This window comes from Methanobrevibacter curvatus (assembly GCF_001639295.1).
Classification (GTDB): Archaea; Methanobacteriota; Methanobacteria; order Methanobacteriales; family Methanobacteriaceae; genus Methanoflexus; species Methanoflexus curvatus.
In genome coordinates, this window is record NZ_LWMV01000161.1 from 1 (window position 1) to 24,671 (window position 24,671).

Sequence of the window (24,671 nt, forward strand, 5' to 3'; positions counted from 1 at the left end):
ATAAAAATTAAAGACTTAAAAATAATTATTTTTAATAAATAGACATTAATATTAATTAAAATAGAATTTTATTAAATATTTACATTTATTTTTATAATAAAATTTATTATAACTTTCTAAATCTAATTTTAACTTAATTAACTAAATTTAAAAACTTAGATTTTCAAATTGTTGCACAGCCATTTAAACTTTTTTTATTTTTTGATGCTTTTTTATACTATTTTTTTAATTCTATCAGTTTTTTAAATTTGATAATATGCTATTAAATTACTTTAATAAAAATAATTTTCTAATATATATACTTTACTTATTGGTTTTGATAAAAGACTTTATATATTTAAAGTTTATAAAAGTATTATATTGGTTTTTATAATATTAAACCGATAAAAAATGAGGTGACACATTTGAGCGAAAGAATAGTTATATCACCTACATCAAGACAAGAAGGGCATGCAGAGCTTGTCATGGAAGTCGACGATGAAGGTATCGTTACTAAAGGAAGATATTTCAGTATCACTCCTGTTCGAGGTTTAGAAAAGATGGTTACAGGTAAGGCACCTGAATCCGCTCCAGTTCTTTGTCAAAGAATTTGTGGAGTTTGTCCAGTGCCTCACACTCTTGCTTCAGCTGAAGCTATGGATGATTCTTTAGGTATAGAAATTCCTAAAGCAGCTAAATTATTAAGAGAACTTACTATTTCAGCAAGTAATCTTAATTCACATGCTATACATCATTTCTTGGTTGCTCCAGATATAGTTCCTGAGAACTTATTTGCAGCTGCAGTTAACAGTGTTGGTGACATCAGAAAAGCAGCACAATATGTTGTAGACATGGTTGCTGGTGAAGGTATTCATCCATCTGACATTCGTGTTGGAGGAATGGCTAATAACATTTCAGAATTAGCAAGAAAAAAATTGTACTCAAGGTTAAAAGCTTTAGTTCCTAAAGTCAATGCACATGTTGATTTAATCATTGGATTAGTCCAAGATAAAGACTTCCCTAAAGGATTGGGAGTAGTTAATCAACCATTATTTGCAAGTGACAGAATTTATGGAGACAGAGACTTCTTTGATTTAGATAGGTTTACAGAAGTTATGCCAGAAAGTTGGTATGATGACCCTGAAATAGGAAAACGTGCTTGTTCAACTATTCCATTATACGACGGAATAAATGTTGAAGCAGGTCCAAGAGCAAGAGCTGCTAAATTTGGTGGGTTCACTGAAAAAGGTGTGACTGCCCAGCATGTTGCAAGAGCACATGAAATGAAAACTTATTTATCAAGATGTTTAGAAATCTTAGATGAATTAGACACTTCTGCTCCTACTTTGGCTGATTTTGATATTAGAGGTACCAGTAAATTAGGTATCGGTGCAATCGAAGCTCCAAGAGGACTTGATGTTCATTTGGCACAAGTTGGTCCTAATGGAAAAACTGAATTCTACAGTGCATTAGTCCCTACAACTTGGAATATCCCAACTATGGGTCCTGCAACAGAAGGCTTCCATCATGAATGGGGAGCTCATGTTATTAGAGCTTACGATCCTTGTCTTTCCTGTGCTACTCATGTATTAGTAGTAGATGATGAAGATAAGAGTGTTGTTAAAGATGAAATGGTAAAAATATAATTTGACTTTTTAATTCTTCTTTTGAATTAAAATGGTATTAATATTTTTATATATTAATTATATTTTAGGGAAACAATGCCTTATAAAGCAGAAACTTTAGTTGTTGGTTGTGGAAACATTCTCTTTAAAGACGATGGTTTTGGACCATTTGTCATAAAAGCTTTAGAAGACTATTTTAAAGATAAAGAGACACCTAATAATGTCATGTTTGTTGATGCAGGAACAGGTGCATCTCATTATATATTTTCTTTACCTGATGAATCATGGAAAAAGTTAATTGTAATTGATGCTGTTGAAGATCCAAAAGTGGAACCTGGAACTGTAAAAATATACTCTCCTTCTGATATGTCAAAGGGGAAATATGAAAATCCACATACAGGAATCATTGAACCATTACAATCCTTAGCTAAAGATATTGAAGTTATCATTGTTGGATGTAAACTTAAAGAAAATTCTGCTCCAGATGTTGAGATGGGTTTAACTGAACCTGTTGAAGCTGCAATTCCCAAAGCCATTGAAATTATTTTAAAAGAAATAGGGGTTTAGCAAAATGAGCATACTAGCAAAATTCAAAAAATTTTTAGGAATAGGTGCTAAACCAACTAAGCCAAAAAAAGAAGAATCTTCAAAACAGGAGGTTGAAAAAGTGGCTGATAAACCAAAAATCGGATATATTCATTTAAGTGGATGTACTGGAGATATCATGTCCTTAAGTGAAAATTATGATATTCTCGCAGAATTACTTACAAATATGGTAGAAATAGTTTATGGGCAAACCTTAGCTGATGTATGGTGGGATGATGAGAATCCTATGCCTAAAATGGACTTAGCCCTTGTAGAAGGGTCAGTCTGTTTACAAGACGAACATAGTTTAAAAGAAATTTATGAAGTTAGGAAAAATGCTACATTGCTATGTGCATTTGGATCTTGTGCTAAAAACGGTTGTTTTACAAGATTTGCAAGAGGTGGGCAACAAGCTCAACCTAAGCATGAATCTTATGTACCACTTTCTGACTTAGTTAAAGTTGATCTTACTCTTCCAGGTTGTCCTGCTTCACCAGAAATTATTGCTAAAAGTGTAGTTGCACTTATTAATGGTGACATGGATTATTTACAACCTATGATAGACTTAGCTGCATGTAATTCCAACTGTGGTTGCGATTTACAAACTGCTATTGTTAATAAAGCTCTCTGTACTGGATGTGGAACTTGTGCTTTAGCATGTCCTACTAGAGCTCTTACTATGAACGAAGGTAGACCTGAATGTAACAAAGCAAGATGTGTTAAATGCGGTAGTTGTTATACACATTGTCCACGTGCTTGGTTCCCAGAAGACAGAATCAAACAGGACTTAGGACTATAGAGGTGAAAAAATGGTATTAGGAACTTATAAAGAAGCATTATCCGCAAGAGCTACTGATAAACAAATTCAAAAAGTTTCCCAAGATGGTGGAATTGTAACAGCTTTACTTTCCTACGCACTTGATGAAAAAGTCATTGAAGGTGCTGTTGTAGCTGGACCTACTGATGAAGCTTTTAAACCAGAACCTTTAGTTGCATTAACTGCTGATGAAATTATTTCAGCTGCAGGAACTAAATATACTTTTTCACCAAATGTCTGGGCATTAAAAAAAGCTGTTAGACAATATGGGCTTGAAAAAGTAGGAACTGTTGCTATTCCTTGTCAATTACAAGGTATTAGAAAAATGCAGTCTTACCCATTTGCAACAAGATTTATTGCAGATAAAATTAAATTGATTGTTGGTATTTTCTGTATGGAAAACTTCCCTTATGCATCTCTTGAAACTTTTGTCTCTGATAAATTATACTCTGATTTAGAGTTAGTTAACAAATTAGACATAGGAAAAGGTAAATTTTGGGCAGTAACTGATGATGAAGAACTTGCACTTCCTTTAAAAGATACTCATGGTTATGAGCAAGCTGGATGTAATATCTGTAAAGATTATGTCGCTGAACTAGCTGATGTATCTACTGGGTCTGTTGGTTCACCTGATGGCTGGTCTACTGTCTTACCAAGAACTGATGCTGGTAATGATATATTTACTCAAGCTGTTGATGCAGGTATTATTGAAGTTAAACCAATAGCTGATGTTAAACCAGGTTTAGGTCTTTTAGAAAAACTTGCACAAGGTAAGAAAGATAAAGCAGATAAAGAAATAGCTAAAAGAGCTGAAATTGGACTTCCTGTTCCTTTCTAAGTTTTATGCTTTAATTTTTTAATGCTTTAATAAAGTATAGGAGTTTTTTACTCCTAATTTTTTCTTTTTTTATTTTTTTAATTTCATTAATTGATATATCAATTATATTTTTTTATTCTGTTTTACACTCTTTTACAAATTTACTCTAATACTTTTCTAAAATTTTAATTTTGTATCTATTTTAATTAAGAATATCAATTAAATTAGTATATTTATTAAATTTAATTTCTTTCATTTTAAAAATAAAGTTTAATATTTCATGAACAAATACAGGTTAGCCTTGGACAAAAAAGTTGTAATTAATCATGACTTAAATAGTATTTTAAATACTAGTTTATTCTCTTTATTTTATAATATAATTTATTATAATCAATATTTATAAAAATAAATACTTTATAATGATATTTTATGAAATTAAAAAATATTTTATTTGAGTTATTTAATTTAGATAAATTTTTTCATAAACTATTAATTAAAAAATTTTTGTCAAGAACTATGTCCAACACTAATTTTTGGAACAAAATTTGTTGATTAGACACAAACAAACTGCAAAAATTAGTGCAAATTAAGCTTCTTGCTATATAATAGAAAAATTCTTTTAATAAAATTTTTCTTACTTGTTAAGGTTTAATAATTCAAAATAAATAATTTCGACTGTTTCTCCTTTTTCAATTCCTTCTTTGTTTTCATCTATTATTAAATAGCTATTGGCTTCAACCATAGATTTTATTATTCCAGAACCTTTATTTAAAGCATGTTCCACACTTTCATCTGTGCTATAAGCCCTTACAAAGTCGGTTCTTCCTAAGCTTGATGGAATTTTTACATTGGAAATTCTTTTATGTTTTTTAGGGTTAAAAGTAATGTTTTGCATTTTAAGTAAATATTCTCTCACTAATGTATCAAATTGACCCATAGCTGCTACAGGATATCCACTCAACATAAAAACAGGTGTTTTATTTACTACACCAAATCCAAAAGGTTTTCCAGGTCTAATAGCTACTCCATGAAATAAAACTTCTCCAACATCTTCAATAACATCAATAACTATATCTCCTTTACTAATAGCTGTTCCACCAGTTGTTATAATAACATCATATTCATCTGTTGAGTTTAATATTTTTTCTTTAAGCTCTTGAATTTCATCATGGGAATGATCAATTTCTACATCTAATCCTAAACTTTTTAACATTCCAGTAATTGTGAATTTATTTGAATTTATAACTTCTGCTTTTTTTAAAGTACTTCCAGGCTCAACTAACTCATTTCCAGTCACAATTAATTTGACCAATGGTTTTTTATAGACTTCAGCTTTACCATATCCTCCAGAAGCTATTAATCCCATTTCTTGTGATCTTAAAATTGTATTTTTTTCTAAAATTTTCTCTCCTACTTTAATGTCTTCACCTTGAGGAGCTATATTTTCACTTGGAGTAACTGCGCCGTGAATTTCAAGATTTTCACCATTTGAGATAGTATATTCTTCCATTAATACTGCATTCCCACCTTTTGGAACAGGTGAGCCTGTTGCTACTTTAATGGCTTCTCCTTTTTCAATGGTCTTTTCACTATAATTTCCTGCACCGATTCTGTCAATTATTTTGAGTACTTTTATATTGTTAGGAGAACTTGTAAATGTATCTTCTGCAATTACTGCATAGCCATCCATTGCAGATTTATCAAAGGGAGGAGAGTCATGTTTTGAATATATGTCATCTTTTAGAACTCTTAGGTAAGAATCTTTTAAATCTATAATTTCTCCGTCTAAAATTATTTGGTTTTCATTTAATATTCTTTTAGCTTCAGATAATTTAATAAGTTCAGTTAAAAACATATACTCACTTTTTATAATTTTTATAGTTTTTATAATATTTTTATAATTTTAAATAATTTTTATAATCTTTATAATATTTTTGTAATTTTCAATAATTATTAAATACTTTTTAAATAATTTTTTTATAAAATTTGGAGATGTCCCAATGATTAATTTCATGAAAAAATAAATCTTTAAAATTGATTAAATTAAGAAATAATTATTTAAATATAAATTAATAATTTGTTATGCATTATTTTAATAAATAAAATTTTAATTAATAATTATAAGAAATTTTAACAATTTAAAATCAATTTTATAGTATCTAAAATTTAAAATTTTGAAGTGTGGGACAGAAGTATTTATAATATTTTTATTAATTTTTTATTAATTATTATGCTATTTATTATATTTTTTTAAAAATTTTATTAATTTTTTATTAATTTTTTTATAATTGCTATTCTATTTATTATATTTTTTTAAAAATTTTATTCATTTTATAATTTTTTAGATGCTGTGTGTAATGATTATTTTTTGTAAAAGTAGATATTTAATTAAACTCTCTTAAAGCATATGAAAAAGTATTAATATATATTTTTATAAAAAATAAATGTTAAAAATAATTACAATTAGTAAAAAATTTTTATTTAAATTAGTTTTCTTTATTTTTGAGAAAGCCTTTTGATGAACCTTTTTTTAAAAGGTTCTTCTAATTTGTAAATACCTAATATAATTTCTTTAAATTTGAATTAAAAGATTTTAAATAATAATAAAAATTAAAGGTTTTAAAAAATAATTATTTTTAGTAATTAGACATTAATATTAATTAAAATAAAATTTTATTAAATATTTATATCTATTTTTATAATAAACTTTATTATAATTTTATAAATCTAGTTTAACTTTATAAATCTAATCTTAATTTAATTAATCAAATTTAGAAACTTAGATTTCCAAATTGTTAATCCATTTAATATATTTATAATATTTTTTAATAATTTTACTATAATTTTTTAATATATTTATGATATTTTTCAAATTAAGTCATCTGTTGTTCTATAATGCCAGTGTACGAATTTTTTAAAGTATCAACATCTATTTCAAGGTCTATGTTATTTATTTTTAATGAATTTCCTTTAACTTCACCAATAGGACTAACAGAAACATTTTCATTTTTTAATTCATGTAATATTATATTTAAGTATTTTTCTTTAACAGTAAGAATATATCTGCCATGAGATTCTGAAAATAGTAAGTTATTATCACTTATTTTTCCTTCAGCATCTAAGTATTTTAAATCAATTTCACAACCTAAATTCCCTGCCATTGACATTTCACATAAACCAATAGCTATTCCACCAGCTGATACATCATGAATAGCGGTTATATTTTTATTTTTATCATTGTTAATTAACTTTAACAGAGTTTTTCCAGTTTTAACTTCATCATCTATTCTTATTTTTGGAGCTTGTCCTTGTTCAAGATTATGAACTGTTCTATGATACTCTGAACCATTAATTTCATTGTAAGTCTTTCCTATAACTATGATTTTGTCAGATTCTTCTTTAAAATTCATGGTTCTGATGTTTTCTATATCCATAACTCCAATTAACCCAACTGTAGGTGAAGGGTTTATTTTAATGTCTTCATTTTCATTGTAGAAACTTACATTACCACTTATTATTGGAGATTCAAATTTTTTTGCTATATCTGACATTCCTCTTATACATTCACTAAATTGCCATAAGATTTCAGGATTTTCAGGATTTCCAAAGTTTAAACAATCCACAACTGCATATGGCTCTGCCCCCATTGAGATAACATTTCTAATTCCTTCTGCAACAGTCCCTGCTCCTCCATCATAGGGAGAAAGTTTTGTGTGAATACTGTTACAATCACAGCTTAAGGCAATAGCTGTCTCATCATCAACTCTTAAAACAGCTGCATCATCACCAGGTTTAACAATAGTTCTTATTTGAACTTCATGGTCATATTGTCTATACACCCATTTTTTGCTTGCTATATTAGGTGAAGATAAGATATTTAATATTGATTGTGATATTTCTAGGTCTTTTACTTCAACTAAGCCTTTTTCCACCATAGGTTCTCTTATTTCACGGTTTAAATAAGGAGGATCTGCAAGTAATCTTGTTGGCAAATCTGCTATAATTTGTTCATCATCTTTAACAATCATTCTGTTGTGGTCTGCAACTTCTCCAACTACTGCAGATGGAATTTCATGTTTTTCACAGATTTTGTGGATTTTTTCTACATATTTAGGGTTAACTACAAAAATCATTCTCTCCTGTGACTCTGATAACATGATTTCATAAGGTGTCATTCCAGTTTCTCTAAGTGGAATAGCTTTCAAATCTACAACAGCACCATTTTCACATTTATCTGCAAGTTCACAAATACAACATGTAATTCCTCCACCACCTAAATCTTTGACTCCTGAAACATCTGTTTTTTCTAATATTTCTAAAGATGCTTCAAGAACTCTTTTTTTAGTAAATGGGTCTCCTACCTGAACAGCAGGTCTATCTTCTGTTTCTGATTGGGATGTTAACTCTTCTGATGCAAAAACTACACCTCCCATACCATCACGACCTGTGGTTCCACCCATAAGTAAAAACACATCTCCTGGATTTGGGGCTATTCCTTTAACAATATCTGTTTTTTTAACTAACCCAGCACACATTACATTAACTAAAGGATTTTTACTAAATGACGGGTCAAATTCAACTTCACCGCCGACTGTTGGAACTCCAACTCTGTTTCCATAATCTGATATTCCTTTAACAACATGTTCAAAAAGATATTTTGATTTACTATCTTCCATAGGCCCAAATCTTAAAGAATCTAAAAGAGCTATTGGCATTGCTCCCATTGAAATAATGTCTCTTAAAATTCCCCCAATTCCTGTTCCAGCTCCTCCATATGGCTCTACATAAGATGGATGGTTATGACTTTCAATACCAACAGCAAGTGCAAGGTCATCTGTGATAGAAACCAGACCTGCATCATCTCCAGGTCCCAGTATAATATTTTTTCCCTCTGTTGGAAGCATCTTTAAAAATGGTCTACTACTTTTATATGAACAGTGTTCTGAAAACATTATGTCTAACATTCCTTCTTCTAAAGGGTTAGGAGTTCTACCTAAGGTTTCTACTATGTATTCCATTTCAGAGTTTGTTAAAGCCATTTTATTTCCCTTTATTACTTTCAATAATATTTTTTATATAATTTTTTTATAAGTTAATAATTTTTTAAATAAGTCATTTTTTAAATATTTTTAAATATTTTTAAAATCTCTTTTTAATATTTTTAATAATTTTAATTTTTCTAATAATTTTAAATATTTTGAGTATTTTAAATATTTTTAAGATAAAATATTGATTTCACCAGTTTCTCCATTGATTTCTACTTCTACTTTATCAATCAACTCTTTTGTAGATGAAGGAGAATCTACCATTGGTATATCAGACATTATGGCACCAGTTGCTATTATTGGCTCAGCCTTAAGACAAATTATAGCTTTGGGGGCAGTATTATTTTTTTTCATCTGAAAAATCACATATGATCCAACGGTAGAGCCTTTTCCACCAGGAATAAATAAAACTTTGTCTTTTATAATTTTTCCTTTTAATGGGTGCTTAGAATCTATTATTTCACCATTATCTGGATTTACTCCACCTAAAAAGCTAATAGATTCATTACTTACAATTAATTCACCTTTAGCTATTCCTTTAGCTATTGGTCTTGACTTTATCTTCATTTTTTCATCTTAATCTGATTAAATATATTCAAATAGCTATGATATTTATTGTTTTTATATGATATTTTAATTTATATATTCAAAAATATTTAAATTTTTTCTTTTAATTTAATTAGTGTATTAAACTTTAATTTAGTTAGCATATTAAAATTTATTTTTATTAATTTTTAAATTTTTTTGGCTATGGCTAATTATTTTTTCTTTTATGTTTAATGGGTCTTTTTTCAGTATACATCTTTTTTCATTACTTCTCTCAAGACCGATGTTGCATAAGATCCTTTTGATATTGAAAATTCGGTTAAAACACCATTTTTTGTGGCAATAGCTTTTGTATCCCAAATATTGAACTTAATACTTCTTCTAAGACCATGACTTCCTAATTTTGGTGTCTTAGGAGTTTTAAAATCTTCTAATTTGATTTTTTCTTCTTCAAGAATTCTTCTTTCCATTTCTCCTATTTTTTTATCTGCAAGGGGAACCTTAGAGCCATAAAGTGGAGCTGTTGGATTTGCAAGCTTATTTTCTATCATATTTTTTAATTTTTCATTACTTTCTTCATGAACCATGTGTTCTTCATTATCTATTAAAATATCTCCTTCAACATAGTTATTTACTCCTAATTTGGCTCTTTCACTTATTACTTTGTTAAACAGTCCTGATTGATAAGCGTGAACAAACATTCTTTGAAGGGGTTTTGGTAAGGAGAAAATAGCTTTTTTATAAGATGAATCATCTAATACTCTTTTTTTATTTTCTTTAATCAAGACTTTGAGCATTTCCCTTTCAAATCTTAAAAATTTTGGCATTAACTCAAATGATTTTTCTAAATTTCCATCATCATATGCTTTTCTTGCTTTTTGAACTTCTTCTGGTTCACTTTCTATTGGATATCCAATGTAAATTTTAATAGCTTCTTCAAGGTCGTTGTGAACAAGGGCTTTGCCAACTAAGTGAGTGTTAACTCTTCCGCTTCCAAACCTTTGCCAACCAAAATAGTTTAAAACTCCAGTTGTTTCTAATGATTTTAAGGTTTCATTAGCTATTTTAGTTGCCTTTTCAATGTTATCAATGCCCCTAATTAATATTTTGAATTTATTTCCTTGAAGTTGACCTAATCTAAGCTTTTTTTGATTTCTAATTATTTTTAAAAATTTGGTATTTTTTACATTGTCTTTTATAGCTATTAAATCATTAAATTGTTTAAATGAATCCATATTTGAGACACATATCCATTGCCTTGTAATGGCTTGTTTATCTTTCATTCCAGCAAATCCCATTCTTTTTCTGCTTATTTTAAGAATAGCTGAAATGTCCATAAGAACATCTAATGTAGTTCTTCTTTCTTTTTCAATCCAAATCCAGGCATTAGGACCTCTTCCACTTGGTTGAGCTATTGGTATTTCTTCAACATAAAAATCTTTCTCGAAGTTTCTTATTGTTCCTCCAATTCCAGGATTTGATGTAATATAAGTTTCAGCATTTAACACTTTATTTCCTCATAATTTGGATATTTTTTTTGATTTATATTAAAAGTCTGTTGTTTATTTATCTCTTTATCTATGCTTTATTTAATGGAATTTAAAAAATTATTTGGCAAAAGATAATTTACTTTGATGAGAAGATATTTTATCTTTTGTGTTGTTAGTAATAATGTTCATATTTTTATATTTTTGAACATTATTAATTCTTTTTTTACATATTTCAATTAAATCAACTTTTTCATTTTTATAAAGTTGAACATTTTTATTTTGCTCTATTCCTATAAATTTTCTATTTTCTAGTAAGGCAGAAATTAAAAAGCTTCCACTACCACAACAATTATCTAATATTAAATCATTTTCATTAGTAAAAGTTTTTATCAAATATTTTCCTAATTCAACAGGTTTTTGGGTAGAATGATAAACTTCACCCTCAGATTCAGGTGTTTTAAAGTACACAATATCTGTAGGGTATCTTAAACCATCGCTTTTTACTTCAACAGGAGAAAAATCTCCATAGCTTCCAGTTAATTGATCTTTTCTAACACCTTTATTATATGGTTTTCATTCACTCATTTGAGGATTGTAAACTGGTTGTTTCTTATAAAAAACACAAATATCTTCATGTTTTCTCAGAGGTTGCTTTTTTGCATTTAAAAAATTGGTTGCTTTTGATTTTTCCCAAACCAATTTGTATTTAAACCATTTTTCATTACTTAATATCAATTTAGCCGTAAAAACACCTTGTGAAGTTAAAACTATAGCTCCATTATCTTTAATAATTCTTTTATATTCTTTCCATAGTTCATTTAAATCAATTATTGAATCCCATTTATTTTGAGTAGTACCATAAGGTAAATCACATAAAACCATATCCACTGAGTTTGAAGGAATCTTTTTCATTACATTTAAGCAATCTCCTTCAATAACATTGTTAACAAAATTTTTTAATTCCATAATATCACTTTAAGATTTTTCTTTCATTTTTTTTGTCTCATATATTATATAAAGAATATTAAAGACTTAGAAATTTTATCATTAGCTTAAGTATGTATTTATGGATGAACAAAATGAAATTAATTTTTGTTTTTGATGAAAATTAACTATAGTTATAGTCTGTTGCTTTAAATATTTAATTATATAGATTCTTCAATTAATTTTATCTCTTCATTATTTAATTTATATAACTTATAAACTAAAGAATTAATCTCTTTATCTGTAGATTTAATTTGAATATCTATTAATCTTTTCTCATGAGGAGTTTTAGCATTGCTTAATTGTTTTTTGAGTTCAATCATTTCATCAGCTAATTTAATGAAAGAATTTTGCTTTTCTAAGGATATTTCTGGGATTGGAAATTTAACTATTCCATTTGGGAAATATTCATAAGAACCTCCTCCAGTTTGTTTTCCAATTGTTTTATATCTAAATGTAAGTAATTTAGAATTTAACAATGCTAATATATATTTTAAATTGAATTTTTCATTTGTTGAAAAAAGAACGGTCATATTTGAGAATCCTAAATACTCAAAATTTTCATCTAATACAAAAACATTGTCTTTTGCTCTTCTACTGCAATAAATTTTAGGTAAATCATAATATTCATTATGTAAAGCAAAAGTATAATTCCACCAAGGAGAAGTGGATCTTCTTTTCTTATCTGCCCTATTTTTTAATTTTTGTTTATTATCATTTAAATGTTTTTGAATCGATTCAGGAAGTTTTTTAAAATCTTTAATGAATTCAAAATAGAGAATATAGTCTGTTTTATCATTAATATAATATTTATCAATGGTTTTGCCAGTTATTCTCTTTTTAATAAATTCCTTTGGAAATTCAGTAGGGTACTCTTTGAATGAAAAAATTTTATCTGCTGCTGTTTCCATTCCTTTTCCTACTAAAAGTAAATCTCCTAATTTGGCATGGTTTTTGTCTATTTTTTTATTTAAATCTTTAATTTTTTTATCTATTAAAGAAAAAACTTCATTTTTCTTTAAAATGGTTTTAGAATAATTATTTTCACTGTTAATAATATTGATTAGGTTAGTTATATCATAATTGTTTTCTTTTAAGCTTATAAACTCAGTGTTATTACTTCTATTAATTTTATTATTTTTACTACTTTTATTATTTTTATTAAAAATAGCTATTAATGTTGTTATGTTGGCTTTATCAAAAACTCTGAATTTTTCAAAATTTATTATTTTTGTAATTGGTGACTCATCTACAATAAAATTTCTTAGGTTTTTGCCTTTATCAGAAAATAAGAAAGCATTGGAAGTAATAAAAGATATGTAATTCTTTGAAATTTTGGTAGATTTTTCAATGAAGTAAAATAAAATGTCACTTTTATCCATATATACTTTGTAGTTATTTTTTAAATATTCTGCTTCTTTAGAATTCCTTCCTAATGTTTGGATATTAAAATAAGGAGGATTTCCTATTATTGCATCAAATCCTCCATTTTCAATGATTTCTTTAAACTCAATGTTCCAATCAAAAGGATTGATAATTGGGATATCTTTAGGAGTTATTTCAAACTTAGTTTCTTTTTGTTTTTGAATTATATCAGAACTAATTAAACTATTACCACATTTAATATTATCTCCTAAAAATGGTAAAATTCTCTCTTGGAAGAGTTTTTGTTGAGCTTCAAGAGCATCTTTATTTTCATCCTCAAGAACTTTTAAAAGCAAGCTTAATTTACTCACTTCAACTGCTTGTGAGTCAATATCAACTCCATAAATATTGTTAAGTAAAATTTCTTTCTTTTTTCTTATTGTTAAATGATATTGGTCGTTTTTGCCTTTATATATGGTGTCTTTGGGATGTTTTTCAAGGTTAGAATAATAATTCAAATGCCAATTTAATAAATATTCATAAATTCCAAGTAAAAAAGAACCAGAGCCACAAGATGGATCTAAAAATTTTAATTTTGCTACTTGGTTAGGAGTCTTACCTTTACAAATATCTCCAACAGTATTTTTTACTATAAAATCAACTACATACTTTGGAGTGTAAAAAACTCCTCCTGCCTTTTTAACTTCTTCCTTTTCCTCTATTTTTACTTGTTTTTTAGCTGTGAATCTTATAATTTTTCCTAAAAACTGCTCATAAATATTTCCAAGTATCTCTGGGGAAATAACAGAAAATTCATAAGGACTCTTTGGATAGTAAAGATCTTTTATAATTTCTTTAAAAACACCATTATCAATGGTTAAATCTAAAGTAAATTTGTCTGGATCTAAACTAACTTCTTTCTCGTCTTTGAAATGAAAAATTCCTGCATTGTATTTATCATCAGCTTTTTTACACAATTTTCCAAATTGTTCATATACATTTTCACTGCTTAAAAGATTTTTTAGCTGTTCATAAGGTTCTATTCCTTTATCTTCAGCTATTCTAAGGAATAGTATTCTATCTATTGTTTGTTGAACTGCAAAGTTCAATTGAGCTAAGCTTATATATTTATTTCTAACAGCTATTTTCTTTGCTAAAAGTTCTCTCCATTTTTCAATTTCTTTTAAAAACTCATCATCTACTTTTGTTGTTCCTTTTTTGCTACTGCTTTCAACAAATCTATCTAAATTTCCTTTTCTAACAGCTTCTCTTGATAAAATATCTTTTATTTCATCCCATTTTTCTACATAATCTGTGAACTTGTAAAATTTAATTCTTCCAGTACTTGCCTTATCTTTTGGGTATGGTCGTGTTTTAGATTCATAAATAGCTAATTCTTCAAAGTCTGTTAAAACGGATATTCCTAATTTTGCACTCCAAGCATATCTCCTAACTTGAAATGATGGACCTACAGATGCCTCAATATTAACAGAAGGTTTTTTTGCCTCCACAAAAAAAATTTTCTGCCCATTTAATGTAAAACAATAATCAGGAGCTTTTGTTCCTTTTCCAACTTTTATAGAATCTTCAAAAATAACATCACGAAATTGTGGTGCTGAATCTTTTTTATTGTAAACATCCCATCCTAAGCACTCAAAAAAGGGATCTATAAATTCCTGTCTTACATTTTGTTCATTGTAGTTACTACTTTTGTAACCTTTTATGTTGTTTTCAAACTTTTCAACAAGTTCTTTAACTCTTTTGGGGGCTGTCATAAAATTTATCCCTTTAATTTTAAAGTTTAATCTAATTTTTTTATTTACTATTATCTTTGTTATTTATACACAATTTTCCGTAACCCTATGTCCAAAATTTGAATTTCTGGAGGATTTGTCTTGTTCTTTATATAAAAAACTATTCTATAGCCTCTATACTCTACTCTTTTTAGTCCTTTAAATTTACACTTTAGAGATTTAGAATCATAAGGATTTTTTGTAATTAATATAGTTTTGGAAATTAAATTGTTAAAATCTTCCTTATTATCTTTTTTAAGGTTTTTAAGGTATTTATCAGATTTATTAGAGAAAATTAATTTATAGGAAGTGTTTTTCAAGTTTATCAACATCCACTTCGATGCCTTTGCCTTCATCAATTTCTTGTTTAAGCTCGACCATGTTATCCCAGAACTCACATTCTTCTATTTTTAATTCTAAATCTCCATTTTGGTTGAGATTTGATTCTTTTATTGTTTTTCCTTCTATTTTTTCAATTATTGATTTTGATAAAGGTATTGTTATAGTAGTCATTTCTAATCCTCATTTTTATATATATTTGGTTTTAATTATATTTAAATTTTGCTATGATAAAACATTTCTGTCAAGTTAAGGAATTATTAATATATAAATTTGATGATAAGTATTACAAATTGAAAGGTTTATTTATAAACAGTTTCAAGTTTTTAATGAAATTTTGAAAGAATTTTTCTTAAATTGACAGCATTGAATATAATTAATTAATTATAAATATTTGATAAGACAGTAAATTATATTATTAGTAGGTGTGATAATTTATGAGGGATATAGAATTGAAAAATAAAGAAGTTTTTATCCCAGCTGAGTTAGGGGACGATTTAAATATTAGTGAAAATGATGATATAGGTTTTAAAGTTATTAAAGATGGGATTATAATAAAATTTCATGAAAAAAGAGATAGTTTAAGAGATATGATAGGGATAGTTGAAGCACTTGAACCTACTAATGCTGTTGATTTGAAACGAAAAGGACAAAGAGGAGAATATTAATTTGCTTTTCATAGATACAAGTTTTATTCTTGGATTAACTGTTAATAATGATCAATGGCATGATGATGCACTTAGTTTATTTCCAAAGGTAGAAAAATCTAAAAGATATATTCTAATGTTATAATACTTGAAACACTAAATGGATTAGTCGGTATTATGGATGGAAAAGAATTGAGAAAACGTATAATTTGTTAAATAATAATTATAATGTTTATATTGTTGATAAAGAGATTCAAGATAAATCTATAACTATTTGTAAAAAGTATGATGGGTCTCTTGGTTATGCTGATTGCACTTCTATTGCCGTAATGGAAGAATTAGGAATTCATGAAATTGTATCTTTTGATGAACATTTTGATAATGAAAATAGTATTTGAGATGAGACAAAATGAGTAGTGAAATATTAACAGCATTATTAGGTATTTTTGGAGTAATTATTGGTGTAATATTAACATCCTTTGAAAAATCATCACAGACCTTTAAAAACAGTGTCAAAAAGTATATTTCATTAAAAAAGGACATAGAACAGTTAGAATCATATCCTCTTTTAAACCATATAATTTGTGATAAAAAAATGTATAATGATATATTAAATTTATTAAAATATTATTATTTTTTCAAAAAAACAGATTTATTGAAATTGGATATAGATATAGATTTACTAATTCTCATAAAAGATTTAATTTTATATATAGAAAAATCATTCATATATTTTTCTTATACAAAATATCCCTTAAGATATCCTATTGAAAATAGAAACGAATATACTGGAGAAATAGAATTAAGTGAAGAAAATAAAGAAGATTCAAATTTTAAAAAAGGAACATTGGTTGATTATTATCGGAACACATTTTTTAATGACTGTGAAAATGCAAATAATCTAGTTGATACTAATTTAATTGAATCAATGCAAAAAATGAATGATATTATTGCACATTTGAAAAAGTATGAGAAATTTAATAAACAAAATCATTTTTGTTCTTATCTAGAAAATAAACTAAATAAAAAAACAGAAAATATCAACGAAGATTTGATCAATGATATGAAAAATCAACTTAATAAAAATCCTCTTTATAAAAACCCTTTTTATATTGAAAATTATGAAATGTTTTTTATGTATTTGAATTTTAGCCCAAAAATAAGTTTTTGTAAGATTAAAAAAGGAATAATATTTATGAAAACAGATTCAAGTTACCCTATAGAAGAAGTTTCAAGCGATGTATTTTCATATATTCTTGAGTTAAAAGAATTTTTAGCATATTCTGGAGAGCAACTCATACCTAACATATATTATTACTATTCTCCCACAGATAACGAACTAAAGAAATATAAGGCAACAGGATATTTAAATATAATAATTACTAATTTAACTGAACAAGAATGGGCTTCAATTGATACAAAAGAAATATTTCATTGTTGAATTAAATTTTAACAAGTGAAAGAATCTTATTTCATGGAATTCAATATTTAAAAATATTTAAATTCATTATATTTGGTATAATGTAGTTTAAAATAAATATTTTTTAGTCTTCTGAAAGAAAATCCATTTTGGGCAATACAATTAAATTTTTAAGATAAGCACTTCCAAATTCATAATCAACTAATGTTATATAATAAGTTTTTTGTAATATTTCCAATACTATTCTATTTATATCAAAGCCAATTAATTCGATGAAATCAGCATCAACTTTTACTAATTCAATATCATCAATTTCAGATCCAGTTTTTATTAATCCTTCGAATCCTAAATTAAGAGTTGACAATATATCAAAAACTTCTTGTGTTGCCATTGCTGAGCTTGTTGCAGTTGTTCTTCCCCTTCCAAATGGAAAAAATACTCCTTGGTCTGTTTGAATAAATAAAGTAACTCCTGCTTTTATTAATTCTTTTCGTTCATCATCCATTGTTGTTAAGTTAAGGTTTTTTTCTTCTTATTTTGATTACTTTTCCTATTTTTTATTTAATTTTTATTAATTTTGTTATTTAAGAAATACAATGCCCTGGCCGGGATTTGAACCCGGGGTAAAGGATCCGCAGTCCTATGTGTTATCCAAACTACACTACCAGGGCTAATTAATATTTTATAATTTTTTTATAATTATTTTCTAATATTTTTTATATAAAATTGTCTTTTTTTTTAATTGCTTTTAGAAAAGTTTTTAATCTTTTCAAATTTGTAAAATTAGTAACAATATTTATAAAAATATTTTATAAAAATAGATTATAAATATATTTTCCTTTTTTTAGTATAAATATTTTAAGATTTTTTAATATATTTTATAATTATATCTTTATTTGTTTTTATATCATATTTTTATTCATGTTTTTATTTCTTTTTTATATCACACTTTTATTTATATATAGCTGTTTAGTCATAGATATAAAGAGTGTATGAAAAATTTCCAACTTCTCTAGTACTTGTTGAAATACTTTGACTTTGATTAAAATTTCCTTTTGAAGATAAAACTGTGTTATTTAGGATATTTGATTCTAAAAGAAGATAATTTTTATTTGTTGTTTTGTTTAAAAAGTTTTCGATCATTAAATTAACATTTTCTCTACTTTCATAGGAATAATTATTTGATTCTAAGTTATAGCTTACAATCTCTAACAATGATTCCTCTTTTGCATTTGTTTTTGAAGACATTAATTCTATAATATCTTGAGCCATTTGTGGATTTATTTTTTCCTCACTTGGAGATTTAAAATTTATATCAATGGCTATATTAAAAATAGATATTATTAGAAATATTAGCACAATTCCTATTAAAACATCGTATAGAGATAAAAATCCTTGGTTTTCATAATTTAAATGAATATTTCTATAATTTCTATAGCTTCTATGATTTTTAAGTTTTATTTTGTTTTTAAGTGTTTTTAAATTCATATTTCTATTTCAATTTAATCTCTGTTCCTTTTATATTTAATTTCTTTTCTATTTAATTTCATTTAGTTTCTTTTCTATTTCAAGTTATTTGTCTTTGTTTTTTATGTAGTTTATAACCTTTTTTTTCTTTTGTATTGCTTTTTTAGCGGATTTTTCTACTTTTTCTTGCATTTGATTAAAGTCTTCTGGTGTTGTCTCACCTACAAGTTTTTTAATTTTAGTGTAGGCTGCTTCTCTAAATAGTGGATTAATTTCTTCTACTTTATTGTTGTCTTTTATTAATCTTGCTCCTTTTTTATCATCTACATATCCTATTTCACCTATTCTAACTCCAGATTTTTTAATAGATTTTTTTATTGTGTCTGCTTTATTTTCTGGAACTATCAACATTAAAGAATCAGTAGAAACTCCAAGAGGGTCTATATCTAATTTTTCAAGCATATTTAATACTTTAGGATTTACCATGGAATTAATTTTTGTGTTGTCCATTTCTAAACCTAAGTTTGTTGTGGAAGCTATTTCATGGGCATCACCACGGAGACCTCCATTTGTTACATCTGTCATTGCATGAACATCTTTTACTAAATTATCTTTAATTAGGGCATTTGAAGCTTTTATAAAACTAATATCAATTGTTTCCCAGACAACATCAAAATAACCATTGTAAAGGGCTGTTGTGGTTATGGTTCCTCCTCCAGAACCTTCAGTTAAAAGAATTACATCTCCAGGCTTTGCCATTTTTCTTGCTGTAGGTTCTATATTTGAAACACCAATTGAACCAACTGCACTAACTAAACGGTCACCTAATACCATGTCTCCTCCAACTCGTAGTGTACTTCCTGCCACTATTGGAACATCGATTAACTCTGATACTGTTGCAACTCCAGCTGTAAAATCAAATAGCTTTGCAACATCTCCATCATCAGCAAGATGGATATCACTAATTATTGCAACAGGCTTAGCCCCCATTACACATACATCTCTTAAACTTGCTCTTGTTACATGAAATCCACCTAAAAATGGATATTCACTTAATCTTGAATGAATACCATCTATGGCTGTTGTTATGTATACCTCATTACCATTAACTTTAGATTTGACTACTCCACCATCGTCTTGCTCTGATGGATTAATTAGAGAATTTGTATTGGTGCTTGCAACTATTTCAGCTATTTTTCTATGGACAAAAAAGTCTCCAGCACCTCTTGAACCAACTCCAATTTCTCCCATTTTAACATCTGAGAGTGTTGACTTTACAATATCCTTTAAAAAATTGTCATCTATCTTTTCAAGTTTAAGTGTATTTTTAACTTCTTCAACAACACTTTGAGCCATTTTAAATGAAAATTCATCTGATATATTTTTGTAATCTTTAATATGTTCAGCTAAAATATTTTCTAAGGATTTTTCATCTATTTTGTTTATTTTAGCTCTTGTAAATCCTTCAATATCCATGGTATCATTTTTTTATTAAAGTTTTAGTAAAATATTTTATGAAAAAATTAAATATAATACATATAGCAAATATAGTAGATATAATAAAGTATAAAAAATAATAAAATATAAAAATATAGATTTTTAATTTTTAATTTTTTTTTTTAATGTTTCTATATTTTTAAAAGATTACATTTAAATTTTTCTTAATGTTTATATTAAAGTTTAATTATTTTAGTTATTTTTAATTATTTAGTATTGTTTTAACTATTTAAGTATTTTTTAATTATTTAAAAGGGCTTTTTAATTTTTTTAATTATTTTATAAACTTACTTTATATTTTTACTTTATATTTTTATTTTTTTAAGAAAATAAATAAAGTTCATTTATTAATTTAAACTTTAGGTGTTAAATGTCAAAATTGTGTATAGTGGGAATAGGACCAGGTTCTAAAGATTATTTGACTCAAATAGCTATAAAAACTGTTGAAAATTCAGATTTTGTTATTGGAAGTCAAAGAGCTTTGGATTTATTTGAAAATGCTTCTCAAAAAATTGTTTTTAATGTTAAAAATCTTGAAGAATTTTTATATAAATCAGTAGACTTAGTAAATGAAGGATTTAATGTTAGTTTACTTTCAACAGGAGATCCTGGTTTTTCTGGTCTTTTAAAGCCTATTTTAAGAATAGCTAAAGAAAAAAACCTCGATGAAAAAGCTATTGAAGTTTTTCCTGGAATAAGCTCTCTTCAATTGGCTTCAGCTAAAACTCATATACCTTGGGATGAAGCAAATATAATGACTTTTCATGGAAGGGATGATCAATCAGCTATTTTAGATATTATAGAAAATAATTCAGATACTAGAGAATCAATAAACTCTAAATCTTCCATTATTTTACCTTCAAAAAGTGTTAAAGATTTTGCTAAGTTTTTAATTGATTCTGGAGTTGATGAGAATAGAAAAATAACTGTCTGTGAACGATTGAGCTATTTAAATGAAAAAATAGTTGATACTACTCTTAAAGATATTTTAAATAGTAATTTTTCATATATGTGCATTCTTGTTATTTATTAATCTCTTAAGATTTAAATAATAATAATAATAATAATAATAATAATAATTCTTTAGAGATAGAGATAACTGCTTAGAAAATAATTTCTTAAAAAAACAATTGTTTAGGGAATAATTGTTTAAAGAATAGCTATTTATAGAAGAATTGTGTCTTTTTCGCTTTGCTCTATGATTTTTCCTTCGTATAATACTTCTGCAAGTTCTTCTAACTTTTTTTCTCCTTTTACTTCTTCCTTAAATAAAGGTATTTCTTCGACAACTTGTTCTTGGAATTTCTGGTGGATTAAACCTAATCTTTTTTGTTGAATTTTATATCTTGACTGGCAAAAATCACAGTTATCAATATCTGGCATCACTTGATTAACTATTACACTATCCACATTCATATCATTCTTTTTTAATGATTCAATAGCTCTTTCTGATTCATATATTGACATTTCCTCAGGAATAACTATCATTTTAAATGAAGTTAGCTCAGGATTTGTTAATACTTTTTTTGCTTCGGAAATTTTTCTTTTAGTCTCTTCTAACTCAGCAGTAGATGCAATATCTTCATCTTCACCTCCAACAAATGGTATTAAATTTTTTAACCCACTAGTAACACTTCCTAACTTTGTTTTTGCTTTAATCATTTTACCAACCCATGAATCCATTAAATCAGGGAAACTTAAAAATCTTAATGTGTGTCCTGTTGGTGCTGTGTCAAATACAACTACATCGTATTCATTTGTTGTCATAACTTCCATAAATATCTCAAAAGCAGCAGCTTCATCAGATCCAGGTGAAGATGAAGCTAAATCCAATTGATCTCCAAGTAAATCTAAACCTGGTAGCTGATCTGGACTTGCTAATGATTTTTTACTTTTTAATTCTGCTTGTTGCTTTTCTACAGCCATTTCTGGGTCTATTTCTACACCATACAAATTTTTCATAATCATTTTTGGGTAGGGACCAACATATGTTTCTAAAGAATCAGATAGTGAATGAGCAGGGTCAGTTGAAACAATCAATGTTTTTTTACCTTGTTTTGCAAGATAAATAGCTGTTGCAGCGGATACAGAAGTTTTTCCAACTCCTCCTTTTCCACCAACAAATATGAAACTAGTTTTTCCATCTTTAAATTTAAATAAGTCTTTTATTTTCACATTATCACCTTGTCTTGTGGTATTTAAGGATTAATTTTTTTTAAGTATTTTTTAAGTATTTTTTCAAGTGCTTTTTAAGTATTTTTTAAGTATTTTTTTAAATATTTTTTAGATTTTTTTTAAAAAATTTTATAAAGTTTAAATAATAAATTATATTTTAGTTATTTATTAAATCAAAAGTATTAGTTTATATATTTATTAGTTTTATATATTATTATTTTTTATTTATTTTATATTTTATTTAGCCATTTTTTTTTAATAAAATAATGTTTAATACTTATTTAATAATTTTCAATAATTTCAATGAAATACTTTTTAATAACTTATTTAATAATTTTCAGTAATTTCAATGAAATACTTTTTATTAAATTATTATTTTTTTATTAGATTATTTTTTTATTAATTTTTTGCACTGAATTATATTTGTCTTTATGCTTAAATATATTTTAATTATCTTCTTGATGTTGTGGTAAGATGTTTAAAGTTTCTAAATTAGATTCTGATAAGATTAAAAAGGAATTAATAAGTTTTGTAAAAGACATTGTAAAAAAATCTAATTCTTCTGGAATTATTATTGGCTTAAGTGGAGGGATTGACTCTTCTGTTGTTGCATACTTATTAACAGAAGCACTAGGAAAAGACAAAGTTTTTGCTTATCATTTATATAGTTCTACAACTCCTAAAGAAGATACTGACGATTCTAGACTAATGGCTAAAATTTTAGACATTGAATATCATGAAATTCCTATAGATGATATTTTGAATCAATATTTAGCAGATTTTAACAGCTATTCTAACATGGATTGCTTAAAAGTTAATAAAAATTCTCATCAATTATCAACAGGAAACCTTAAAGCTAGAATACGAATGTCTATATTATATTACTTTGCTAGCTTAAAAAACTCCCTTGTAGCTGGAACAGGTAACAGAAGTGAGCTTCTAATTGGATATTTTACAAAATTCGGCGATGGAGCTTGTGATTTTGAGTTAATTGGAGATGTTTACAAAAGCCAATTAAAACTATTGGCAAGACATTGGAATATCCCTGAACAAATTTTTACTAAACCTCCTAATGCAGGGCTATGGGATGGACAAACTGATGAAGAAGAAATAGGAATGACTTATGAGTTATTAGATTCTTTACTTTATTATATTGTTGATAAAGAATTAAACAACGAGGATATTTTAGAAAAAATAGCTGTTTCTTCAGATAGGACTAATGGGGACAGGGATACAGAAATTATTGATATAAACATTGTGGATAATGTCCGTGAAAAAATTGAGATTAATAAACATAAAATAGATTCTCCTCCAAGCCCCTTTAAGGGAAACTTTTCTAGCTTTCTTTTTGGAGAATAATTATGACTAATCATAAAATGGTTTTAATATATGTCACATGTTCTAATGAGGACGAATCCGCATTCATAGGAAAAAGTTTAGTTGGAGAAAGACTTTGTGCATGTTGTAACATTTTTTCAGCTATTAAATCTTTTTATTGGTGGAATGATTCTCTTGAAGAAGATACAGAGTCTGTTTTAATACTTAAAACAATAGATAAAAATATAGAAGAATCAATTAAAAGAATTAAATCTCTTCATTCCTATGATAATCCTTGTATAATTGCTTTACCAGTTATTAATGCTTCTAATGATTATTTAAAATGGATAAATAATGAAATTCATAATAATCTTGACTTAGATAATTTAGATTTAAATAGCTTAGATTTAAATAATTTAGACTCAGATGACTTAGATTTAGGTTGTATGGATTTAATTTCTAATTTAGATAAGTTACATACAACAGAGCTTGGATTAAAAAGGATTGAGAAAAATCTTTCCTTAAATGTTGAAGATGCAGTAAAATGGGTAAAAGAGAAAATTGAAAATCCTCAAGCATCTATAACTAAGAAAGGTAAAAATTGGTATATACTAATAGAAGAGTATAAAATAACTGTTAATGTAAATAGTTATACAATTATTACCGCTCATAAGATAAAATAAATTTTTTTATTTTTTTTTTAAAAATATAAATATTATTAATAATATATATTTTTATAGTATATTTTGATACATTATTACAT

The 24,671-nt window shown here is 26.5% G+C and carries 22 protein-coding genes, 1 tRNA gene and 1 pseudogene; 11 read left to right on the plus strand and 13 right to left on the minus strand.

What is annotated here, in order from left to right; translation table 11 throughout:
• The first annotated feature begins 404 nt into the window (after nucleotides 1–404).
• The 4 genes from frhA (at nucleotide 405) to frhB (ending at nucleotide 3,844) form a co-directional block, all read left to right on the plus strand.
• The gene (gene frhA, locus MBCUR_RS04520; RefSeq protein ID WP_067090757.1) at nucleotides 405–1,625 is read left to right on the plus strand and encodes a coenzyme F420 hydrogenase subunit alpha; all 1,221 of its coding nucleotides are present in this window, start codon (nucleotides 405–407) and stop codon (nucleotides 1,623–1,625) included.
• A gap of 75 nt (nucleotides 1,626–1,700) precedes the next feature.
• A complete protein-coding gene (frhD, locus tag MBCUR_RS04525) occupies nucleotides 1,701–2,171 on the plus strand; it encodes a coenzyme F420-reducing hydrogenase, FrhD protein (RefSeq protein ID WP_067090760.1) in 471 nt (156 codons plus the stop codon).
• A 10-nt stretch (nucleotides 2,172–2,181) separates the two neighbouring features.
• A complete protein-coding gene (gene frhG / locus MBCUR_RS04530; RefSeq protein WP_394329078.1) occupies nucleotides 2,182–2,988 on the plus strand; it encodes a coenzyme F420 hydrogenase subunit gamma in 807 nt (268 codons plus the stop codon).
• A gap of 10 nt (nucleotides 2,989–2,998) precedes the next feature.
• Nucleotides 2,999–3,844: a coenzyme F420 hydrogenase subunit beta gene (gene frhB / locus MBCUR_RS04535; protein WP_067090767.1), complete on the plus strand. Its 846-nt coding sequence runs from the start codon at nucleotides 2,999–3,001 to the stop codon at nucleotides 3,842–3,844.
• Nucleotides 3,845–4,457: 613 nt separating this feature from the next.
• Here the strand turns inward: frhB and MBCUR_RS04540 are convergent.
• From MBCUR_RS04540 to MBCUR_RS04575, 8 genes and pseudogenes are all read right to left on the minus strand, one after another.
• The gene (locus MBCUR_RS04540) at nucleotides 4,458–5,678 is read right to left on the minus strand and encodes a molybdopterin molybdotransferase MoeA (protein WP_067090770.1); all 1,221 of its coding nucleotides are present in this window, start codon (nucleotides 5,676–5,678) and stop codon (nucleotides 4,458–4,460) included.
• Nucleotides 5,679–6,696: 1,018 nt separating this feature from the next.
• Nucleotides 6,697–8,862 carry a phosphoribosylformylglycinamidine synthase subunit PurL gene (gene purL, locus MBCUR_RS04545; protein WP_067090773.1) on the minus strand — a complete coding sequence of 722 codons (2,166 nt, stop codon included), beginning with the start codon at nucleotides 8,860–8,862 and terminating at the stop codon, nucleotides 6,697–6,699.
• Nucleotides 8,863–9,039: 177 nt separating this feature from the next.
• Entirely contained in the window at nucleotides 9,040–9,435 is a 396-nt protein-coding gene (locus tag MBCUR_RS04550) for a DUF126 domain-containing protein (protein WP_067090775.1), read from the minus strand.
• A gap of 224 nt (nucleotides 9,436–9,659) precedes the next feature.
• Entirely contained in the window at nucleotides 9,660–10,922 is a 1,263-nt protein-coding gene (truD, locus tag MBCUR_RS04555) for a tRNA pseudouridine(13) synthase TruD (protein ID WP_067090778.1), read from the minus strand.
• A 99-nt stretch (nucleotides 10,923–11,021) separates the two neighbouring features.
• Nucleotides 11,022–11,870, minus strand: a pseudogene (locus tag MBCUR_RS11000) (DNA-methyltransferase).
• A gap of 179 nt (nucleotides 11,871–12,049) precedes the next feature.
• Nucleotides 12,050–15,028, minus strand: a complete 2,979-nt coding sequence (locus MBCUR_RS04565; protein WP_067090780.1) for an Eco57I restriction-modification methylase domain-containing protein — start codon at nucleotides 15,026–15,028, stop codon at nucleotides 12,050–12,052.
• 59 nt (nucleotides 15,029–15,087) lie between these two features.
• On the minus strand, nucleotides 15,088–15,366 hold the full coding sequence (locus MBCUR_RS04570) for a type II toxin-antitoxin system RelE family toxin (RefSeq protein WP_157077677.1): 279 nt from the start codon (nucleotides 15,364–15,366) through the stop codon (nucleotides 15,088–15,090).
• A complete protein-coding gene (locus tag MBCUR_RS04575) occupies nucleotides 15,347–15,559 on the minus strand; it encodes a hypothetical protein (RefSeq protein WP_067090786.1) in 213 nt (70 codons plus the stop codon). Before MBCUR_RS04575 ends, MBCUR_RS04570 begins: the two co-directional genes overlap by 20 nt.
• A 263-nt stretch (nucleotides 15,560–15,822) precedes the next feature.
• Here MBCUR_RS04575 and MBCUR_RS04580 point away from each other — a divergent pair, with 263 nt between their 5' ends.
• The 4 genes from MBCUR_RS04580 to MBCUR_RS04590 are packed head-to-tail and all read left to right on the plus strand — an operon-like array spanning nucleotide 15,823 to nucleotide 17,473.
• Nucleotides 15,823–16,053 (plus strand): AbrB/MazE/SpoVT family DNA-binding domain-containing protein, encoded by a 231-nt coding sequence (locus MBCUR_RS04580; protein ID WP_067090790.1) that lies wholly within the window; start codon nucleotides 15,823–15,825, stop codon nucleotides 16,051–16,053.
• 1 nt (nucleotide 16,054) lies between these two features.
• Nucleotides 16,055–16,177, plus strand: coding sequence for a hypothetical protein (locus MBCUR_RS10930; RefSeq protein WP_281190534.1), 123 nt, complete (start codon nucleotides 16,055–16,057; stop codon nucleotides 16,175–16,177).
• Nucleotides 16,178–16,223: 46 nt separating this feature from the next.
• Nucleotides 16,224–16,430, plus strand: a complete 207-nt coding sequence (locus MBCUR_RS04585) for a PIN domain-containing protein (RefSeq protein WP_281190535.1) — start codon at nucleotides 16,224–16,226, stop codon at nucleotides 16,428–16,430.
• 11 nt (nucleotides 16,431–16,441) lie between these two features.
• Complete coding sequence (locus MBCUR_RS04590) at nucleotides 16,442–17,473, plus strand: hypothetical protein (protein ID WP_067090794.1); 1,032 nt, start codon at nucleotides 16,442–16,444, stop codon at nucleotides 17,471–17,473.
• A 103-nt stretch (nucleotides 17,474–17,576) separates the two neighbouring features.
• Here the strand turns inward: MBCUR_RS04590 and MBCUR_RS04595 are convergent, their stop codons facing one another.
• From MBCUR_RS04595 to MBCUR_RS04610, 4 genes are all read right to left on the minus strand, one after another.
• Nucleotides 17,577–17,957: a hypothetical protein gene (locus tag MBCUR_RS04595; protein WP_067090797.1), complete on the minus strand. Its 381-nt coding sequence runs from the start codon at nucleotides 17,955–17,957 to the stop codon at nucleotides 17,577–17,579.
• 92 nt (nucleotides 17,958–18,049) lie between these two features.
• Nucleotides 18,050–18,123, minus strand: a tRNA-Arg gene (locus MBCUR_RS04600).
• Between the two features lie 298 nt (nucleotides 18,124–18,421).
• Nucleotides 18,422–18,940, minus strand: coding sequence for a hypothetical protein (locus tag MBCUR_RS04605; protein ID WP_067090800.1), 519 nt, complete (start codon nucleotides 18,938–18,940; stop codon nucleotides 18,422–18,424).
• An 84-nt stretch (nucleotides 18,941–19,024) separates the two neighbouring features.
• Nucleotides 19,025–20,395, minus strand: coding sequence for an AIR synthase-related protein (locus MBCUR_RS04610; RefSeq protein WP_067090802.1), 1,371 nt, complete (start codon nucleotides 20,393–20,395; stop codon nucleotides 19,025–19,027).
• A 391-nt stretch (nucleotides 20,396–20,786) separates the two neighbouring features.
• On the opposite strand from MBCUR_RS04610, the gene MBCUR_RS04615 reads away from it, so the two are divergent.
• Nucleotides 20,787–21,449 (plus strand): cobalt-precorrin-7 (C(5))-methyltransferase, encoded by a 663-nt coding sequence (locus tag MBCUR_RS04615; RefSeq protein WP_067090805.1) that lies wholly within the window; start codon nucleotides 20,787–20,789, stop codon nucleotides 21,447–21,449.
• Between the two features lie 131 nt (nucleotides 21,450–21,580).
• Here MBCUR_RS04615 and MBCUR_RS04620 read toward each other — a convergent pair whose 3' ends face one another.
• Nucleotides 21,581–22,591 (minus strand): ArsA family ATPase, encoded by a 1,011-nt coding sequence (locus MBCUR_RS04620; protein ID WP_067090807.1) that lies wholly within the window; start codon nucleotides 22,589–22,591, stop codon nucleotides 21,581–21,583.
• A 474-nt stretch (nucleotides 22,592–23,065) separates the two neighbouring features.
• Between MBCUR_RS04620 and MBCUR_RS04625 the strand changes: the two genes are divergently transcribed.
• Both MBCUR_RS04625 and cutA read left to right on the plus strand, forming a co-directional pair.
• Nucleotides 23,066–23,950 (plus strand): NAD+ synthase, encoded by an 885-nt coding sequence (locus MBCUR_RS04625; RefSeq protein WP_067090810.1) that lies wholly within the window; start codon nucleotides 23,066–23,068, stop codon nucleotides 23,948–23,950.
• A 2-nt stretch (nucleotides 23,951–23,952) separates the two neighbouring features.
• Nucleotides 23,953–24,591: a divalent cation tolerance protein CutA gene (cutA, locus tag MBCUR_RS11115; protein ID WP_245637288.1), complete on the plus strand. Its 639-nt coding sequence runs from the start codon at nucleotides 23,953–23,955 to the stop codon at nucleotides 24,589–24,591.
• Nucleotides 24,592–24,671: the final 80 nt, after the last annotated feature.

What these genes read in the sequence shown, in the direction of transcription:
- frhD (WP_067090760.1), top strand. Translation starts at nt 1,701, where the DNA reads ATGCCTTATAAAGCAGAAACTTTAGTTGTTGGTTGTGGAAACATTCTC.
- frhB (WP_067090767.1), top strand. Translation starts at nt 2,999, where the DNA reads ATGGTATTAGGAACTTATAAAGAAGCATTATCCGCAAGAGCTACTGAT.
- MBCUR_RS04540 (WP_067090770.1), bottom strand. Translation starts at nt 5,678, where the DNA reads ATGTTTTTAACTGAACTTATTAAATTATCTGAAGCTAAAAGAATATTA.
- purL (WP_067090773.1), bottom strand. Translation starts at nt 8,862, where the DNA reads ATGGCTTTAACAAACTCTGAAATGGAATACATAGTAGAAACCTTAGGT.
- MBCUR_RS04550 (WP_067090775.1), bottom strand. Translation starts at nt 9,435, where the DNA reads ATGAAGATAAAGTCAAGACCAATAGCTAAAGGAATAGCTAAAGGTGAA.
- MBCUR_RS04565 (WP_067090780.1), bottom strand. Translation starts at nt 15,028, where the DNA reads ATGACAGCCCCCAAAAGAGTTAAAGAACTTGTTGAAAAGTTTGAAAAC.
- MBCUR_RS04575 (WP_067090786.1), bottom strand. Translation starts at nt 15,559, where the DNA reads ATGACTACTATAACAATACCTTTATCAAAATCAATAATTGAAAAAATA.
- MBCUR_RS04580 (WP_067090790.1), top strand. Translation starts at nt 15,823, where the DNA reads ATGAGGGATATAGAATTGAAAAATAAAGAAGTTTTTATCCCAGCTGAG.
- MBCUR_RS04590 (WP_067090794.1), top strand. Translation starts at nt 16,442, where the DNA reads ATGAGTAGTGAAATATTAACAGCATTATTAGGTATTTTTGGAGTAATT.
- MBCUR_RS04595 (WP_067090797.1), bottom strand. Translation starts at nt 17,957, where the DNA reads ATGGATGATGAACGAAAAGAATTAATAAAAGCAGGAGTTACTTTATTT.
- MBCUR_RS04605 (WP_067090800.1), bottom strand. Translation starts at nt 18,940, where the DNA reads ATGAATTTAAAAACACTTAAAAACAAAATAAAACTTAAAAATCATAGA.
- MBCUR_RS04610 (WP_067090802.1), bottom strand. Translation starts at nt 20,395, where the DNA reads ATGGATATTGAAGGATTTACAAGAGCTAAAATAAACAAAATAGATGAA.
- MBCUR_RS04615 (WP_067090805.1), top strand. Translation starts at nt 20,787, where the DNA reads ATGTCAAAATTGTGTATAGTGGGAATAGGACCAGGTTCTAAAGATTAT.
- MBCUR_RS04625 (WP_067090810.1), top strand. Translation starts at nt 23,066, where the DNA reads ATGTTTAAAGTTTCTAAATTAGATTCTGATAAGATTAAAAAGGAATTA.
- cutA (WP_245637288.1), top strand. Translation starts at nt 23,953, where the DNA reads ATGACTAATCATAAAATGGTTTTAATATATGTCACATGTTCTAATGAG.